Raw genomic sequence first — 16,597 nt, 5'->3', positions numbered from 1 at the left:
CGCTCCTAGAGGGGTTTCGCGCCCAGCTCCGCAGCGAGCAGATCCATCGCCACGGTTGTCGCGTCACGACGGTCACGCTCCCCCTCCTCCTGCGCCTGATCCGCCATGTCGCGCTCCTCGTCCTCACGGGAATACACAGGCGGCAAAGATTCGGGTTGGTGCTGGGGTTGGTGTTGGGGTTGGTGCGCGAAAGCCGGGGGGCCACCGTCATCTTCCGGCGCCTCCTCGTCGGCAGGCTCAGGGGGCAAGGCAATGTCCTCGACCTGCTGACGATCACGCTGCGCGGCACGCTGGCTGGCCGCGCGGGCTGCGGCCTGCCAGTCACTTTCCCCCGGCTGCTGGTGCTGCTTTGGCCGTTCGGGAGTCTGCGCGGGCGCAGGGTCCTCCGCTTCAGCCGGGGCTTTGTCCTCCTGCAGCTTCGGCCCGCGCGGGTTCCACGTCGGCCGCGTAGGAGGCTTCGACACCCCCGCCTTGGCCGGGTCGGTGCCCACCACACAACGCACCAACACATCCACCCCAAGTTTCTCACTGAACACCGCGACGATATCGCCGTTGTGCTGTTGCGAGTTAATGCGCTCCGCGAGGGCTCCAGTGTTATGGCCGATCACCAACGTCTCGCCGTCAAAACCCAAAGGCTTCGCCTCCGCGAGCATGATCTCCGCGACCTGGTTACGCGCGCCGACAGCCTGGCGAAGCGAGGTCCACTGCTTGCGGACCTGCTCAAAACGTGCCGCCACGTCAACCTCAGCAGTTGGCTCCTCTGCGCGGGGATGATCCGGCTCCGAAACCTTGGCGGTGGTGTCCTGGGGCTCGGGTTGAGCAGGATCAGGCTGCTGCTGGGCTGGTGAAGGCGCCTGGGGTGCCTTGCGCGGCGCAGGCGTCGACGAGCTGTGAACCTTACGGCCAGACGCCGCTGCTGCCGCGGCAGCCGCCGCAGCAGCGCCAGCCGGCCCGCGCGTAACCGGGCCGGCGCTGCCCGGCGCAAGCTCCACCTCCTGCTGCGTCGGACGCGGCCCAGGCATATCAGCGGCGATCTCAGGGGCGGTGATCAAGTGGGCCATCATGATCTCCAAAAGCAGACGCGGACTGGTCGCACCACGCAGCTCACCGACGCGCTCGTTGACCTCGGAAGCCAACCTTGCCAGCTCATGTCCACTAAAGCGCTCCGCCTGAGCCTGCAACATTTCGGCACGCTCCGCCGGGGTATTGACCAAACCCTGCGAAATCGCCCCAGGGACGTTCCGCAAAATCATCAAATCACGCAGGCGATCCAAAAGATCGGTGGCGAACTTACGCGGATCATTGCCCGCCTCAATGACCTCATCAACAGTCTGGAACATCGCGGCGGCGTCCCGCTCGGCCAGGGCGTCAACTGTGGCGTCGAGAAGCGAAAGATCCGTCACACCAAGAAGCAGCAAGGCAGACTCGTAGGTCAAACCCTCCGGGCCGGCACCGGAGAGCAACTGATCCAACAGCGACAAAGTATCACGCGGGGAACCGCCGCCCGCACCAATAATCAGCGGGTAGACAGTGTCCTCGACGAAAACACCCTCCTGCCCAACCACCTTCGCCACAAGCTCGCGCATCGCCTGCGGCGTAAGCAGACGAAACGGATAATTGTGCGTACGCGAACGAATCGTACTGAGCATCTTCTCCGGCTCCGTCGTGGCGAAAATGAAGATCAGGTGCTCCGGCGGCTCCTCCACAATCTTCAACAACGCATTGTTGCCCTCCCGCGAAATCATGTGCGCCTCATCAATAATGAACACACGGTAGCGAAACTCCGCCGGAGAAAACTGGGCACGCTCACGCAAATCACGCATCTCGTCGACACCGCCGTGCGAAGCTGCGTCAAACTCCATCACATCCAAGTTGCCCGGCCCACCCGGAGCAAGCGAAACGCACGAAGCGCACTTTCCACACGGGGTAGAAGTCGGGCCCTCAACACAATTCAAAGAACGCGCCAAAATACGGGCAGAAGACGTCTTACCGCAGCCACGCGGCCCCGAAAACAAATAGGCATGGTTAATGCGCCCGTTGTCCAGAGCAGCGGAAAGAGGGCGAGTGACATGTTCTTGGCCAATCACTTCACCGAACGTCGCGGGACGATACTTCCTGTACAAAGCCACGGCGACAAGCCTAGCCCATCACCCCGACACAGCCCTCCAGTAAACGAGACGGCAAACAGGGAGCGTGGATTGTTCCCCCTAAGGTTGTGCACCGGGGGCCGAAAAGGATCAACCCTCAGACAAACGCGCCCAATCGCCCACCTCCACGCCGCGGCGACGAAGCCGCCGTTCCATAACGAGGGGACCTTGGGTAGAGCCGATTGAAAACTCCTCGTCAGTAAGGGCGACAAGTTCCAGAAGGAGCGTGATCTGGCCCGGCTCGGAATAAATCGGCGTGCCCTGGGCAAACATCTGCGGCTCGCGCAGGTAGCCATGACGCACCGTGGTTGGCCCCACACTGTCCACCCCAGCAAACAAGCCTTCCAGCAACACACCGGGCTGCGCCGGCACCGCCAACCGCTCCAACTCACTCGCCGCGGCGATCACCGCTTTAGACAGCACGAACGCGGGCTGCGACGCTGTGCAGACCAACTCACAGCGCACACTCAAAGCTTCGGCATCGTCAGTGACCAACCCGGAATCAACCTGGCCGAACCCGACAGTCATCGCCACCGGACGATTATTGAGGGTGGCTGAGGCGGTGGGGATGGCGTCGATAAGCGACAAGCTCAAGTCATCAAAAATGGAACCGAGCCAAGCAACAGCCTCATCGCCGGTCACTTACGCACCAAGCTTTTCGACGGCAGCCAGCAACACACACGTCGCCACACCATCCATCGCCTCAACAATCTCAGCAAGCGGCGGCAACGACGGCGCCAAACGGATGTGGCGGTCATTTGGGTCCACACCGTGCGGAAAAGCCGAACCCGCTTTAGTCAGCGTAATGCCAGCATCCTTGGCCAACTCCCACACACGAGTAGCAGTACCATCAAGCACATCAAGAGAGATGAAGTAGCCGCCCTGCGGCTGCGTCCACCTCGCCACACTGAACTCACCCAAACGACTTTCGAGAATGTCGATGACCGCACGGAACTTCGGCTCCAACGAACCCGCATGCCTGCGCATCAAAGCTCGGACACCTTCCGCGTCGCCAAAAAACCTCGCGTGGGCAAGCTGATTGACCTTATTCGGCCCGATCCCGCGAATACCTGCGATGGAGGCGTACCAGTCGAGGTTCTCCTGTGAAGAAGCGAAAAAGGACACACCTGCACCCGCCAAGGTAATCTTCGAGGTGGAGCTCATATACCAAAACCGGTTCGGGTGGCCCTTCGCCGCCGACAACGCAATCACATCCGGGTTCTCCGGCAACTCCCCATCAAGCGTGTGCACAGCGTAGGCGTTATCCCACACGATGCGGAAATCCGGCGCCGCAGTCTCCATCGCCGCGAGGCGCTCAACTACCTCACGCGAGTAGATCACACCCGTCGGGTTACCAAACAGCGGCACAGCCCACATGCCCTTCACCTGCGGATCCTGCACAAGCCTCTCAATAGCATCAACGTCCGGACCATCGTCCAACATCGGCACAGAAACCATCTCGAAGCCAAACTGCTCAGTAATGGCAAAGTGACGGTCATAGCCCGGCACCGGACAAATCCACTTCACCGCCTCCTCCTCGCGCCAAGCACGCTCAGAATCGTTCGTGCCGAAGGTGAAAGCCCAGGAGATCAGATCGAACATGATGTTCAGCGAAGAAGAATCACCAGCGATGACATTCGCGGCATCCACGCCGAGCACCTCCGCCCACAACTCACGAATATCCACAATGCCCTGCAGATTTCCGTAGTTGCGCACATCCGCGCCCGTCTTGTCCCTATACGTGTCCTTACCTGGCAGCCCAAGCACTTCATTGCTGAAGTCAAGCTGCTCCGCCGAAGGCTTGCCGCGGGTCAAATCAAGATTGAGGTTCTTGGCTTTCAGCTCCTCATAGCGCCCACGCACATCCGCCGCGAGTTCTTTCAGCTCGTTCGTCTCAAGGTCAAGGAGGGACATGAGATACATCACTTCCGTCAGATGGATCGTGCGATCGAAGATCGTCTAAAAACTGTCACCGCCATCGTACCTGCGCCCCAGCCTCACCGACTCTCCCGCAACGAAGAAACAGCCCCAACCACCACACACCAGCGCACAGAGTCAACCCCAGCGCGAGAAAGGATCGCAACCGAAACCAAACCAACACTTCACCCTGAAACTGCCCCCCGGCAAAATAAAGGGACCCCACGCACCTGCCAGAGCTCGCTGACCCTTGCTGCGTTCCCGCCCTGGGGGAGTTCACAAGATAAGCACCGCATGGGATCCTGCACCACACTGTAGCCCCTCCCATCAACAGGCACAAAAACTACCCACCCTGAACCTCTCAACAGTGATTTTGTCCCTGCACGCGCTGTGGGCTAAAGTTATCCCTCGACGCGCTCAAGCGCTTCTACTCTGGAGGATTCGACTAGCGGCCTATGTCACACGCCTGGAACGCGTGCGGGTAGCAATACCCTCGTGGGTTCAAATCCCACATCCTCCGCCAATGCCATCAGTCGCGACATAGCTGACAGATCAGTCGCGACATGGTGGACACACCGGCGCCTTGGTTTTTGTTTTCCGGGGCGCCGGTTTTGTGTTTTTTGGGGGTTACACGACAAAATGTGGGGTTAAGTAGCAAGTAGATACATCACTGGCGACGGTTGGACAGGGACCACTGCCAAACGACTAAAGTGCGTAACTGGCAGCGCGGCCTTTCATTGAGGGCTACCTGATTTCACGGAAAGCCGACGGCTACTCCTTTTGCCGCGCTGCCCCTTAGCTTTATTACCCCGATAACCCCCACACCCATGGATCCCGCTGCAGCCGCAACGGGTCGAACACTTCCAGTAGCTCCCCTGCCGAGCGAACCCCGGCGCACCCGACCGACCGGGCCAGTTCTTCCCACGCCACGTCGAGCCCCATCTGGCGCAGGGTGACGGCTCCGTCACGCTTGGCCAGACGCTTCCCGGATGTGTTTACAACCAGCGGCACGTGCACGTACTCCGGTTCCGCGTAGCCCAACAGCGAGGCGATGTACGCCTGGGCGGGGGCGGAGTCAAGCAGGTCGTCACCGCGCACGACTTGGTCTACAAGGAACTCGCCATCATCGACGACGACGGCGAGGTTGTAGGCCCAGTCACCGGCTTGAGCTTGGTTGAGGTTGCCGCCGCGTTTGAGTACGACGTCGTCGACGGGCCCCGTGTACGTGCCTCGGTAGTAGTCGCGCACGCTCCATTCGGGCACGGCGGCGCGCAGGCGCAGGGCGGGGAGGCGGCCTTCGGCGGTGAGCTGAAAGCGTTGGGTTTCCCTTTGCTTCTCAGTGAGGTTTCTGCAGGTGCCGGGGTACATTCCGGGCTGGATGTGGGGTGCGCCGGCTGCTTCGCGGATGTCGCGGCGGGTGCAGTAGCATTCGTAGACCGGCAGGCGCGACAGGGCGGCCTCGTACAGCGCCCCGCGCGCGGACTGGTAGACCACCGGCGGGTCGAAATCCAACCCCAGCGATGTCAGGTCCTCGATCTGGCGCTCGGCCGACTCGGCGGAGGAACGCTCCGAATCGATGTCCTCGACGCGCAGGTAAAATTTACGGCCCGACTGGCGGGCGAACAGCCACGCGAGCATGGCGGTGCGCAGGTTTCCGAAGTGCAGGTCGCCGCTTGGCGAGGGTGCGTATCTACCAGCGCTCATGGCTTTAGAATATTACGAGTGAGTTACGCTTCTACCCGTTCTGCTTATCCTGTCCTTGTTGCCGTGTTTTGTGCGGTGTTTCTTATCTCAAACATCACTGCGCAAAAGGGTGTTGAGATTGGCCCGCTGATTACCGACGGGGCTTTCTTTCTCTTTCCTATCTCCTATGTCATCGGTGATGTCATCGCTGAGGTCTATGGTTTCCGCGCCGCCCGGCGCGCCGTGTTCACTGGTTTTGGTATCGCTTTGATGGGCATTGTGTCGTTCTACATTGCGATTTGGCTTCCCGCTGCAGATTTTTATGATGCCCAGGACACCTTCGCGAGTGTTCTTGGGTTGTTGCCGCGGATCGTCACTGCTTCTTTGGCGGGTTATGTGGTGGGGCAGCTTCTCAACGCTTGGGTGTTGCAGCGGATGAAGGATCGCTTTGGCGCTGGCAATCTGTGGGCGCGTCTGATCGGTTCGACGATCGTGGGCGAGTTTGCGGACACTCTTTTGTTCTGTGCGATCGCTGCCGCGGTTATCGGCATTGATACTCCGGGCCAGTTTGTTAACTATGTTGTTGTCGGTTTCTTGTGGAAAACCCTGATGGAGGTTCTCGTGATGCCGTTGACTTACGCTGTGGTTGCGTGGGTTCGCCGCGCTGAGGACGCGCTTTAGTGCAGCGGCAGCTAAGCGGCGAGCCCCTTTTTTACCCCGCCGAGTAGTAGCGCTGTAAGAACTCGTCGCGGAACTGTTCGTATTGTCCCTCGTCGATAGCGGTGCGGATGTTATCCACAAGCCTGACCATGAATTCGACGTTGTGCATTGTGCATAGAGTGCCGGCGAGAAACTCCTTTGCGCGCAGGAGGTGGTGGATGTAGGCGCGGGAGTAGTTCTCGGAGACGTATCCGCCGAATTCTTCGTCTACGCCTCGGAAGTCGCGGCGGAAGCGGGCAGCGCTGAGGTTCAGGCGCCCGTCGAGGGTGTAGACGCCACCATGACGCCCGAGTCGGGTGGGGGCGACGCAGTCGAAGGTGTCGGCTCCGGCTTCGACTGCGGTAAAGATGTCGTCTGGTTCGGAAATGCCCAGTAGGTGGCGTGGTTTATCGGCTGGCAGCTCGTCTGTTACCCAGCCGACGATGGTGCCTAGGTTTTCTTTTTCGAGGGCGCCGCCGATGCCGAAGCCACCGAAGCCGCGCTTTCCTTCTGCGCGGGCTGTGGCGTCGAGTTCGAGAAGGCCTCGGGTGGCCAGGCGTCGGAGGTCCTCGTATTGTGCACCTTGCACAACTCCCCACAGGGATTGTGTGGGTTTTTCAGTCCGCTCGTTGGTGAGGCGTTCGTGTTCGTCTAGGCAACGTTTCGCCCATTGTCGGGTCCGTTCCACTGAGTGTTCTTGGTACTGGCGGGTATCTATGAGTGTGGTCAGCTCGTCGAAGGCGAACATGATGTCGGCACCTAGTTGGTGTTGGATCTGCATTGAGACTTCGGGGGTGAAGCGGTGGGTGGAGCCGTCGATGAAGCTTTTGAAGTCGACGCCGTCGTCGTCGACACGCGCCATGCGCTCTTTGTTGGCGGCGCGGATGTCTTTTTCGGTCAGCCCGGCGGTGTCCATGGCGAGGACTTTTTTGAACCCGACGCCCAGGCTCATCACTTGGAAGCCGCCGGAGTCGGTGTAGGTGGGGCCGTGCCAGTTTTCGAAGGCGGCTACTCCCCCGGCTTCGTCCACGATGTCGGGGCCGGGTTGCAGGTAGAGGTGGTAGGCGTTGGACAGGATCGCTTGTGCTCCTGTTGAGCGGATCTGCTCGGGGGTGAGGGTTTTAACTGTCGCTTTCGTCGCCACGGGGATAAATGCTGGGGTGGCTATATCGCCGTGGGGTGTGTGGATGATTCCGGTGCGCCCGTGTTTGCCGGGGGCGTCGTTCAGGGTGGTGGTGATCTCGAAGGAAAGATCTTCGCTCATTGTTGTGCCTCTACGCTTTCGTGCTTTTCGACGCCCCCAGCCCCGCGCCTTTCTTCAAACTTCTCCTCCAGGCCGGTTCCTTCCACATCCAGATCCGGCAGGATGCGGTCCATCCACTGCGGCATCCACCAAGTGGCGCGGCCCAAGATGAACATGGTCGCAGGAACCAGTGCCATGCGCACGAAGAAGGCGTCGAAAAGCACTGCGGCGCCGAGGGCGAAGCCGAAGATTTTGATGAAAGGCAACGGTTGGTCAATGAACGCCACAAAAACGGCGATCATGATGATCGCGGCCGCTGTTACCACGCGAGCGCCCTGGGCGAAGCCTTCCACTGTGGAGGCTTCCACCGCCGCGATTTCCGGGTGCTCGTCGTCGTTGTCGCGCGCCTCCAGGTAGCGCTCCCGCATGCGGGTGACCAAAAAGACTTGGTAGTCCATCGCCAAACCGAAAGTCACGCCGATGAGGAAGATCGGCATGAACGACAAAATGGGGCCTGGTGTGTTAACCAACCCGGTGAAGCCCTGTTGGAACACCGCGACGGTGACACCAAAGGCCGCGCCTACGGAAAGCAGGAAGCCCAGGCCAGCGATGACGGGGACCATGATGGAGCGAAACACCAAGATCAGCAGCAGGATCGCCAGGCCCACCACCACCGCCAAATACAAAGGCATGGCTTTGCCCAGTTCCTTGGTGATGTCCATTTGCACCGCCGCCAAACCCGTCAGCCCAATTTTCACACCGGTGGTGTCTTCCACCTGCTTGGCGGTTGCGCTTAACCCGTCAGCCACGGCGAGGGTGTAGTCCTCCTCCGGCCCGCTCACCGGCGTAGCCACCACCTGAGCGGCGGTGAAGTCCTCGTTGACATTGATGAGCTGGGCATGCCGGATGCCGTTGACGCTTTTGGCTTGGTTAACCGCGTAAAGGAAGGACGCCAGGGAGGCCTTCTTCACTTCGCCGCCGACCTCGTCGGGCATCGCATCTATGTAGGGTTTGAGCGCCTCCGACGTCGGGTTGACGTCGTGGGCGTCCACGATCACCATGAACTGCCCGTTGACGCCGGCACCGAAGCCCTCCGCCATGAGGTCGGCTGCCTTGCGTTGGGTGGTGTCCTTGTCGGAGGTGGTATCGGCCGGAAGGGCCATCTCCAAATTGAGCACCGGCAACGAAGCGGCACTTAACCCCAGGATCACCACGGCCATCACCAGGGCGGGAAAGCGCCGCACGAACCGCACCCAACTGCGGCCCATGGATTTGCGTGTCAGGTCCTTCGCCGGGCGTGAACCGGGACCTTTATGGCCCGCCACCCCGGGGATGCGCACACCGAAAGAACGCTCACCCCACGCACCCAGCAACGCTGGGATGAGGGTGAGCGCGATGAGCACGGAAAGCAAAACTGTCACGGCCGCCGCCAAACCCATCCAGGTGAGGAACTCAATGCCAGCGAGCGAAAGTGCCACCAGCGCGGTAAAAACCGTCGCACCGGCAAAAACAACCGAGGAGCCGGCGGTGCCCACGGCCAACCCAGCCGCATCGGGGCCCGGAAGGGTGTGCCTTTCCTGACGGAAACGCGACAGGATAAACAGGGCGTAGTCGATACCTACGGCCAAACCGAGCATGACGGCCAGCACCGGGGTGACGTCGTTAAGCTCAACGAAATGGGTCGTCAACAAGATCAGCAACGCACCGATGCCCACACCGATCACGGCTGTGATCACCGGCATGGAAGCAGCAATTAAAGAACCGAAAGTGATCAAAAGCACCACGAAGGCCACGCCGAGGCCGACCAGCTCACTGCCGGTCTTGATCTCAATGGGGTCACCGAAACCCGCTCCGCCGGCCTCCACCGTCAAACCATTGGAGCGGCCAAGCTCCATCGCCTCGTTGACAGCTTCGCGTTCCTCATCCGTGACCGTCATGGAACTTTCGGCGGCGAAGTCGAAAGAGGTGTAAGCGATACGTTTGTCCTCAGAAAGGGTGCGCAGATTGAAGGCGTCTTGGCGGGCAGTCGCCTCCGGCATGCCCATCTCGGTCATCTGCCCAATGATCTGCCTGCTCAGATCCTCGTTCACGATGACGGGGTTGCCAAAACGCTCCGTGTTTTTAATGCCCGGTAACTTCTCACGCACGTGGTTGACCGTCGCGTCCATTGCCCGCATGTTGTGCGGCTGGTCTAGGGTCTGGCCCTCCGGGGCGGCGAACACCAAGTTAACCGTCGGGGCTGTGGCGATATCGCCGGTGCCTGGGAAGTTTTCCTCCAGCGTGGAAAGCGCGTCGATCGAAGGTGTGCCGGAGATAGCAAACTCTGAGGTGAAGGGCTTGTGCAGGGTGACCGCGCCCGCCGCCGTGGCGGCCAACAAAAGCAGCCAGGTGGCAATGACACGCCATTTGTGTAGGTAAGACCAGCGACCGAGCCGGTAGAGGAAATCAGCCATAAACTTTCCGCGGTTGAATGTGGGTTTCAGGTGCCCCCGCCATCTTATATGCCGGGGACGACGAAACCCCTGACCTGCAGGTCAGGGGTTTCGTTTCTACGTTGGCGGTAGCGGCGGGATTTGAACCCGCGGAGGTTTTACCCTCACTCGCTTTCGAGGCGAGTACCTTCGGCCGCTCGGACACGCTACCGCCAACCAGATTAACGGCAGCGAGCCCGCCAAACCAAATTGCTTCTCAGCTACTACTTATCCAAACGGTCCTTGAGGTTGGCGGCGACCTCGTTCGCCTTGTCCTTGATGGCGTCGCGGGCCTCGCTGAGCTTCTCCTTGGCGGCGCCGCCGAGCTGGTCAGCCTTACCTTCGTTTTGCAGGTCGGTGTTATCGCTCAGGTCGCCTGCGGCTTCCTTGACTTTGCCTTTGAGCTGGTCGCCTTTTCCTTCGAGTGCCATGTTTAATCTCCTTCGTTTGTTTTTTAGCTAACAAACCCCACCATAACGACATTGTGGGGCGCTGGGGGTAACGATTGTGTGACGCTTCAGCGCAGGCGTGCGAAAAAATCGCTGAGAATGCGGGCGTTTTCTTCCGCGAGCACCCCTGCGCGCACCTGCACGCGGTGGAGGTGGTGCGGATCGCGCAGCGCGTCGAAAAGCGAACCCACAGCTCCAGTCTTTGGCTCCCACGCCCCGAAAACGAGGCTGTCGATGCGCGCGCCGAGGATCGCGCCGGCGCACATCGTGCACGGCTCGAGGGTCACTACCAGCTCACAACCGTCGAGGCGCCACGTGCCTAAGGTCGCGGCCGCGTCACGCAAAGCCTCAACCTCCGCGTGGGCTGTGGGATCGCCGTTCGCTTCTCGACGATTCACCCCCCTGCCCACCACCTTTCCTGCCGTGTTGTAGACCAAAGCGCCCACCGGCACGTCCCCAGCCGGGGTGTGCATAGCCTGCTTCATCGCCTCGCGCATTCTGCGCTGCGCGCGTTTTTCCACTGAAGTAAGTGGCTGCAGCATTAACCGAAATAGTCTTCCAACTCAGCACCGAAACCTAGCTCGTCGGCGATGCGCTGGATAACATCATGCGGGTCGTCATCACTTTCCACGATGACGCTGAGGAGCTGCTCAGACAGACCAAGATCCGCAAAGATCCCAAAATCGCCGTCAGCCCAGCCATCAATGTTGTCCAACTCATCCGGGTCGATGTCGGGAACGTCAATGCCAGCTTCGTCGAGCACATCAGCGGCGAAATCATCATCCACCGCCATCGTCGCATCAGAAATCAACATCCGGGTCCCGGCCGGTCCCGGCCTCACGATAACGAAGTAATCCTCCTCCACGTTAAGAATGGCGAAAGCGGCACCCTCACTACGCAACTGGCGAACCGCGTTGACTGAGGTATGTACATCAGTGAAGTCATCGGCGAATTCACGCACAACCCATTTACCGTCGTGCGCACTGACGGTGAGGGCATAGCCGACCTCGTAATCGTGACTCATGCCTAGTGAGGATAGCTGCGTTATGTAAGACTTGTCACCGTGACTGATCATTTCTCGAACCCGCTTCCTCCACTGTGCATCATTGGGCTTGGACTCATCGGCGGGTCGATCATGCGCGACGCCATCGCTGGCGGCGCTGAGGTCTTCGGCTTTACCCCCTCGCGCTCCGGTTCGCGCAAGGCAGCCCAAGACGGCTTCGACGTCTCCACCGACCTGCCCGCCACCCTCCAACGCGCCGAGGAAGCGGACGCCCTCATCATCGTGGCTGTGCCCATGCACGCAGTAGCCGACATCCTCGACGCCGTCGCCGAACACGCCCCCAACTGCGGCATCACCGACGTAGTCAGCGTGAAAAAACCGGTCTACGACATCATCCGCGCCCACGGCATGCAGTCACGCTACGTCGGTGGCCACCCTATGGCAGGCACAGAGAACTCCGGCTGGAACGCCTCCCACACAGGCCTTTTTGAAAACGCCGCCTGGGCCGTCACCTACGACTGGGGCCTCGAGTGCGAACAAGCCGGTGAACCTGCTCCACAGCGCTGGGCAAACCTCTTCAAACAAGTCTGCCAACTAGCCGCACTGACCGGAGCGGAAGCCGTCCCAGTCTCCGTAGCCAAACACGACGAAGCCGTCGCGCGCGTCTCTCACCTTCCCCATGTCCTCGCGGAAGCTCTCTCCGTCATCGGCGACAAGGGCGGCACCCTCGCACAGTCCCTCGCAGCCGGCTCTTTCAAAGGCGCCACCCGCGTCGCCGGCACCCACCCCACACTTGTGCGCAACATGGTCGAAACCAACGCCGCAGCACTCGTGCCTGCCCTCGACGAATGTATTGCCCTGCTTCACGACGCCCGCAACTCCCTCGCCTTACCCACCCCCTCCATGGAAGAACTCGCCGAAGCCGGCCACCGCGCCTACACCCGGCTCAACGCCCGCTCCGGCGCCCGCGGCGAATCCGTCTCCCCAGTCAAAATCTCCTCACGCCCCGTGATGCGCGTCCACCCCGGCGGACCCGGCTGGGTCCAACACCTCAAACAAATCGAGTCGCTCGGCGGCCGCGTCGAAGTTTTCTAAGGTCTTCCTTTTAAAAAGAACAAACGCCCCGGTATGAGCCGGGGCGTTTATTCAGTGACAGCCGATTTACACTTCGCGGCGGCGACCAACGAAGGTGTAGGCCCCTCCGATCAACAAGAAAATCATGCCGAGGACAATCACGGTGCTCATGGGCGTACCGGTGTCCGCGAGCTTGCCATTGTTGGACTTGTTGCCCGTGGATGTCGACTTCGCGGAGGCGGTCGCTTTGCTGTTCGCACGCGCAACATTGGCGGCACCGCCAGCGGCCGGCGCGGTGCTGGTAGTCATGCTAGCGCTGACCGTGCGGGGCCCGGATGTACGCGCGGTGCTGGCAGTGGTGCTGGGAGTTGTGGTCCTGCTCGTCGAAGTCCTCGGCGTTGTGGTGGATGTAGAGGTGCTGTTCGAACCGCTGGCGGCGCCGCTCAGCGCGGCTACCGGAACACCCAAGGCGGCGAGCAGCGGAGTGATCTCCTTGATAATCGACTGGATTTGATCCGGGGTCGACTCTGCCTTCTTCTCCTTCTCCAGCTTGATCCTGGTGTCCTTCACCGAATCAAGGCGGACACGCTGGTCAGCGAAGCCCTTGGCGGAAACCTCAATGACGGGACGCACAGAGGTGACATTGTCGAAGAATGCCTCACCGAAGCGATCAGTCTCAACCGTTCGGCCATCAATTCGGACAGTTGCGTCCTGGATTTCCTTGCCCTCGTTGTCGAGCACGGTGACCAAAATCTCATTCCTCGCAGAAGTCGACGACTTCTTCAACTCAATCGTCATCTTGCGGCCCTCGAAGGAGGGCAAAACCTCCCTGGTGAAGTAGCCCTCCGCCGAGACTTTAATAAACTGAGGCAGGGACTCAACATTAGTGAAGGAAACCTCACCATAAGCGTTGGTTGGGAGGGTCTGATCGCCAACCGTCACCGTGGCACCCTCAAGCTTCTTGCCGCTATCGTCAACAACAGTGACCTGGAAAGAAGCGTCCTGCGCCTCGCCAGAACGCGCGACGGCCTGAATCCCATCTGGCAGCGTGACCGGGCGCACTGCAGTGACGGACGCTTGGGCGATCTCAGAAGCGGTGTCCTCGGTGAGCATCTGGGAAGTCGCCGCGATGACCGGTTTAGCGAACTTGTTCTCATCGCCGGTGATCTCAATAGTGTTACCAGCGGCATCCGCGACAACAAGGGTGCTTTCACCCTTGACCCAGGCAGTAGTGATCTCCTCACCGGTGACTCTGGCCTGATCGACATTGCCACCAATGGCTGCCTGCGCTGCGCTCAGCGTCTCGTCCTCAAGGTTGTAGCGATAAACAAGCGCCTTCGCGTCCTGCGCAATGCCGAAAGAATACAGGGATGTGGAGTCCTCTCCCTTGACAGAAGCGAAAGCGCCGAGGGTGCTCACCCCAAGGGTGGCCACCTCCGGAGCAAGCTTCAGCTCGCGGACTTTCATCTCACGGTTGGTGGTGTCCTGCGCGTTGTCCGCCTTCAAATCAAGGGTGAACACGCGGGCACCGTCGTTGAGATCAGTAGGCAGAAGAACAAGGGTGCCATCGTTAGTGAAAGTGGCGTTGCTCAAACCGCGCGGCTTCTCGGCGCCCGTGGCCGTCAGCGCGCCGAGATCGAAGGTCTCTCCCGTAGCAGGATTGATACGCAGCAGGTGATCATCCTGGCTGCCGTCCTTGGCCGGCAAAATAGCGTAGAGCTTGTCATTAGTGGGGTTTAATGCAAGGCCAGTGTAGGTTTTGCCGTCAGAGGTGAACCAGGTGCCGGAGGTGCCTGCGCCCGGTTTATCACCGAATGTCTCGGACTTCAGTGCTGCAGCTTTCGGGGTGGCGGCCTGCGCATCGTTGATAGCTTGGGAGAGCCGATTGAGCTCCTCGTCAATACCGGCAGTGCCAGCAGAGTCTGCCTTATTTACAGTGTCTGCGGAAGCAGGAGGGGTCGGCTGCCCACTCGGCGGCTCAACGGGTTCCACCGGTGCCGATACCGGAGGCGTTTCCACAGCCACCGCCACCTGCGGAGCGGCAACTACCGCAGTGGAGACAATAACCGCCAGGGAAACGCGCCCAACGCGACGCACACTATTCTTCTCAGCCATTCCAACCTCTATCAACACAGACGAACGTCTGTTTCTGCTCGAACCTCCGTCCAATCTATCGGACGAGCGTCTCATTCTCAACGCAAACTAAGAAGATTTAACCAGCCGTTTCCCACTGGACCTCAACGAGTATCCAAAAAAGGCGAAACCCCGGCAACCTTCGAGGGTTGAACCGGGGCGTAAATGGTGCGCTCGGAGGGATTCGAACCCCCAACCTTCTGATCCGTAGTCAGATGCTCTATCCGTTGAGCTACGAGCGCGTTTCTTTCTGCGGCTGCAAGCTTGCGCTTGACAACAGAGAAAAACTCTACACCGCAGCACTGCACCTAACAAAATAGCCGGTCAGGGCGTCGACAAGCGTCAAATGCCGAGGACTGCCTTAGCAATGAAGAAGTAGATGATAAGGCCAGTGGCGTCGCAAAACGTGGAGATGAACGGGTTGGAAAAAACCGCGGGATCCGCGCCAACGGTTTTAGCCACGATCGGCATTAAACCGCCGACAGTCGCAGAGATGGTGCAAATTAAAAGCAGAGTTGAGCCGATGACGACACCGATCGATAAGCCGTAGACCAGGCTCGCTGCGGTGAAACCGATGACTCCGAGGACCGTGCCGAGCATGAGGCCAACGCGCAGCTCGCGCCACATGACGGCGAAGATGTCGCGCTTGTGGACGTCGTCAAGCGCCAGCGCGCGCGTCACCGTCGTCGCAGCCTGGTTGCCGGTGTTGCCGCCAGTGCCCGTAAGAAGCGGAATAAACAAGGAAAGCACTACCGCCTTTTCCAACGTCCCCTCGAAAACGTCGAGAACCTGGACGGTGAGCGTGGCAGAGATCGCCAGCACGAGCAGCCACACGATACGGGAGCGCACCAGATGAAACACCGGGGTGGACAGGTAGGGCCGCCCGAGAGGCTCCGAAGCGCCGAGGCGAGCAGAGTCTTCGGTGTCGGCATGCTCGACAACATCTTGCGCCTCGTCGTAGGTGAAGATGCCCACGAGCCGATTGTCGTGGTCGACAACAGAAACCGCCAGCAAATCCGAGGACATCAGCCAACGAGCCACACTTTCAACCTCGTCAGTTACCTCAACCGAGGTCGGCTCGTACATGATGTCGCCGATAACATCGTCAGAGTAGCTTCGAAACAGCCGACGCAGGCTGGTTACACCGACAAGCACGCGCGATTCATCGATCACGGGAATGGTGTAGATGGACTCCAGCTTATCGACGTCCTCCCGCAGCATATCCACCACTTCCTGCACCGTCATATCCGGGGTGACATCCGGGACAGCCGGCGACATTGAACGGCCAACCGATCCCTTCTGATAACCCAAAACAACGTTGGTGACACGCTGATCATCCTCATCCAAATCGCGCAGGAGACGCTCGGCGATCTCCGCAGGCAACTGATCCAGAAGCGCCACGCGGTCCTCCGCGCCGATGGCGTCGAAATAGTCAACCACGGTGTCGTCGCCAAGCGCGGCAATAATATCTGCCTGGTGGCCAGGATTGAGGACGTCGAAAACAGCCAAGGAGCGCTCCCGCGGCAACATCCGCAGAATCTTCGCGCCGTCGGCAGAAGCAATACGCTCAACAAGATTGGTGATCTCACGCAGATCAAGGGACTTCAACTGCTCCTGCATCAAATCCAGCTCTTGCGCACTAATATCAGCGCGCCGCCCCAACTTGCGGAACAACTTCATGTTGAGCCCAGCAGCCATGCCAAACCTACCTTCCTTGCTTACCCCGCCGCGACGGCCTACCAAGACACAAGTAGCGTACAGGCTCACCCCCACCCAAA

Annotated in this window: 13 protein-coding genes, 3 tRNA genes and 1 other RNA gene; 3 read left to right on the top strand and 14 right to left on the bottom strand. The window is 60.1% G+C overall.

What is annotated here, in order from left to right:
• Positions 1-5: 5 nt before the first annotated feature.
• The 4 genes from VLL26_RS09610 to ffs form a co-directional block, all read right to left on the bottom strand.
• Positions 6-2,129 (bottom strand): DNA polymerase III subunit gamma and tau, encoded by a 2,124-nt coding sequence (locus VLL26_RS09610; RefSeq protein ID WP_342318852.1) that lies wholly within the window; start codon positions 2,127-2,129, stop codon positions 6-8.
• Positions 2,130-2,237: 108 nt separating this feature from the next.
• Positions 2,238-2,789, bottom strand: coding sequence for a hypothetical protein (locus VLL26_RS09605; protein ID WP_342318851.1), 552 nt, complete (start codon positions 2,787-2,789; stop codon positions 2,238-2,240).
• Positions 2,790-4,061 (bottom strand): aminotransferase class I/II-fold pyridoxal phosphate-dependent enzyme, encoded by a 1,272-nt coding sequence (locus VLL26_RS09600; protein WP_342318850.1) that lies wholly within the window; start codon positions 4,059-4,061, stop codon positions 2,790-2,792.
• A 213-nt stretch (positions 4,062-4,274) separates the two neighbouring features.
• Positions 4,275-4,371: signal recognition particle sRNA small type (ffs, locus tag VLL26_RS09595), an RNA gene on the bottom strand.
• A gap of 127 nt (positions 4,372-4,498) precedes the next feature.
• Between ffs and VLL26_RS09590 the strand changes: the two genes are divergently transcribed.
• Positions 4,499-4,587: transfer RNA gene (locus VLL26_RS09590), tRNA-Ser, on the top strand.
• Positions 4,588-4,868: 281 nt separating this feature from the next.
• Here the strand turns inward: VLL26_RS09590 and gluQRS are convergent.
• Entirely contained in the window at positions 4,869-5,768 is a 900-nt protein-coding gene (gluQRS, locus tag VLL26_RS09585; RefSeq protein WP_342318849.1) for a tRNA glutamyl-Q(34) synthetase GluQRS, read from the bottom strand.
• Between the two features lie 18 nt (positions 5,769-5,786).
• Between gluQRS and VLL26_RS09580 the strand changes: the two genes are divergently transcribed.
• On the top strand, positions 5,787-6,428 hold the full coding sequence (locus VLL26_RS09580) for a queuosine precursor transporter (protein WP_342318848.1): 642 nt from the start codon (positions 5,787-5,789) through the stop codon (positions 6,426-6,428).
• 31 nt (positions 6,429-6,459) lie between these two features.
• Here VLL26_RS09580 and tgt read toward each other — a convergent pair whose 3' ends face one another.
• The 6 genes from tgt to VLL26_RS09550 form a co-directional block, all read right to left on the bottom strand.
• Positions 6,460-7,710: a tRNA guanosine(34) transglycosylase Tgt gene (tgt, locus tag VLL26_RS09575; RefSeq protein WP_342318847.1), complete on the bottom strand. Its 1,251-nt coding sequence runs from the start codon at positions 7,708-7,710 to the stop codon at positions 6,460-6,462.
• Positions 7,707-10,142, bottom strand: a complete 2,436-nt coding sequence (locus tag VLL26_RS09570) for an MMPL family transporter (RefSeq protein ID WP_342318846.1) — start codon at positions 10,140-10,142, stop codon at positions 7,707-7,709. The genes tgt and VLL26_RS09570 overlap by 4 nt, the downstream gene beginning before the upstream one ends.
• A gap of 102 nt (positions 10,143-10,244) precedes the next feature.
• Positions 10,245-10,332 (bottom strand) — tRNA-Ser (locus VLL26_RS09565).
• Positions 10,333-10,384: 52 nt separating this feature from the next.
• Positions 10,385-10,591, bottom strand: coding sequence for a CsbD family protein (locus tag VLL26_RS09560; protein ID WP_342318845.1), 207 nt, complete (start codon positions 10,589-10,591; stop codon positions 10,385-10,387).
• Between the two features lie 86 nt (positions 10,592-10,677).
• Positions 10,678-11,151: a nucleoside deaminase gene (locus VLL26_RS09555; protein WP_342318844.1), complete on the bottom strand. Its 474-nt coding sequence runs from the start codon at positions 11,149-11,151 to the stop codon at positions 10,678-10,680.
• A complete protein-coding gene (locus VLL26_RS09550; RefSeq protein WP_342318843.1) occupies positions 11,151-11,633 on the bottom strand; it encodes a tRNA adenosine deaminase-associated protein in 483 nt (160 codons plus the stop codon). Before VLL26_RS09550 ends, VLL26_RS09555 begins: the two co-directional genes overlap by 1 nt.
• 39 nt (positions 11,634-11,672) lie before the next feature.
• On the opposite strand from VLL26_RS09550, the gene VLL26_RS09545 reads away from it, so the two are divergent.
• Complete coding sequence (locus tag VLL26_RS09545) at positions 11,673-12,707, top strand: prephenate dehydrogenase (protein ID WP_342318842.1); 1,035 nt, start codon at positions 11,673-11,675, stop codon at positions 12,705-12,707.
• A gap of 66 nt (positions 12,708-12,773) precedes the next feature.
• Here VLL26_RS09545 and VLL26_RS09540 read toward each other — a convergent pair whose 3' ends face one another.
• The 3 genes from VLL26_RS09540 to mgtE all read right to left on the bottom strand — a co-directional run bounded on the left by VLL26_RS09540 (position 12,774) and on the right by mgtE (position 16,517).
• Positions 12,774-14,801 carry a hypothetical protein gene (locus VLL26_RS09540; RefSeq protein ID WP_342318841.1) on the bottom strand — a complete coding sequence of 676 codons (2,028 nt, stop codon included), beginning with the start codon at positions 14,799-14,801 and terminating at the stop codon, positions 12,774-12,776.
• Between the two features lie 184 nt (positions 14,802-14,985).
• A tRNA-Arg gene (locus tag VLL26_RS09535) sits at positions 14,986-15,061 on the bottom strand.
• A 100-nt stretch (positions 15,062-15,161) separates the two neighbouring features.
• The gene (mgtE, locus tag VLL26_RS09530; RefSeq protein ID WP_425292268.1) at positions 15,162-16,517 is read right to left on the bottom strand and encodes a magnesium transporter; all 1,356 of its coding nucleotides are present in this window, start codon (positions 16,515-16,517) and stop codon (positions 15,162-15,164) included.
• Between the last annotated feature and the right edge of the window lie 80 nt (positions 16,518-16,597).

Source organism: Corynebacterium sp. BD556 (genome assembly GCF_038452275.1).
Taxonomy (GTDB): domain Bacteria; phylum Actinomycetota; class Actinomycetes; order Mycobacteriales; family Mycobacteriaceae; genus Corynebacterium; species Corynebacterium mayonis.
Note: the sequence above shows the minus strand (reverse complement) of the source record. Positions and strands in the feature narration are given on the sequence as shown.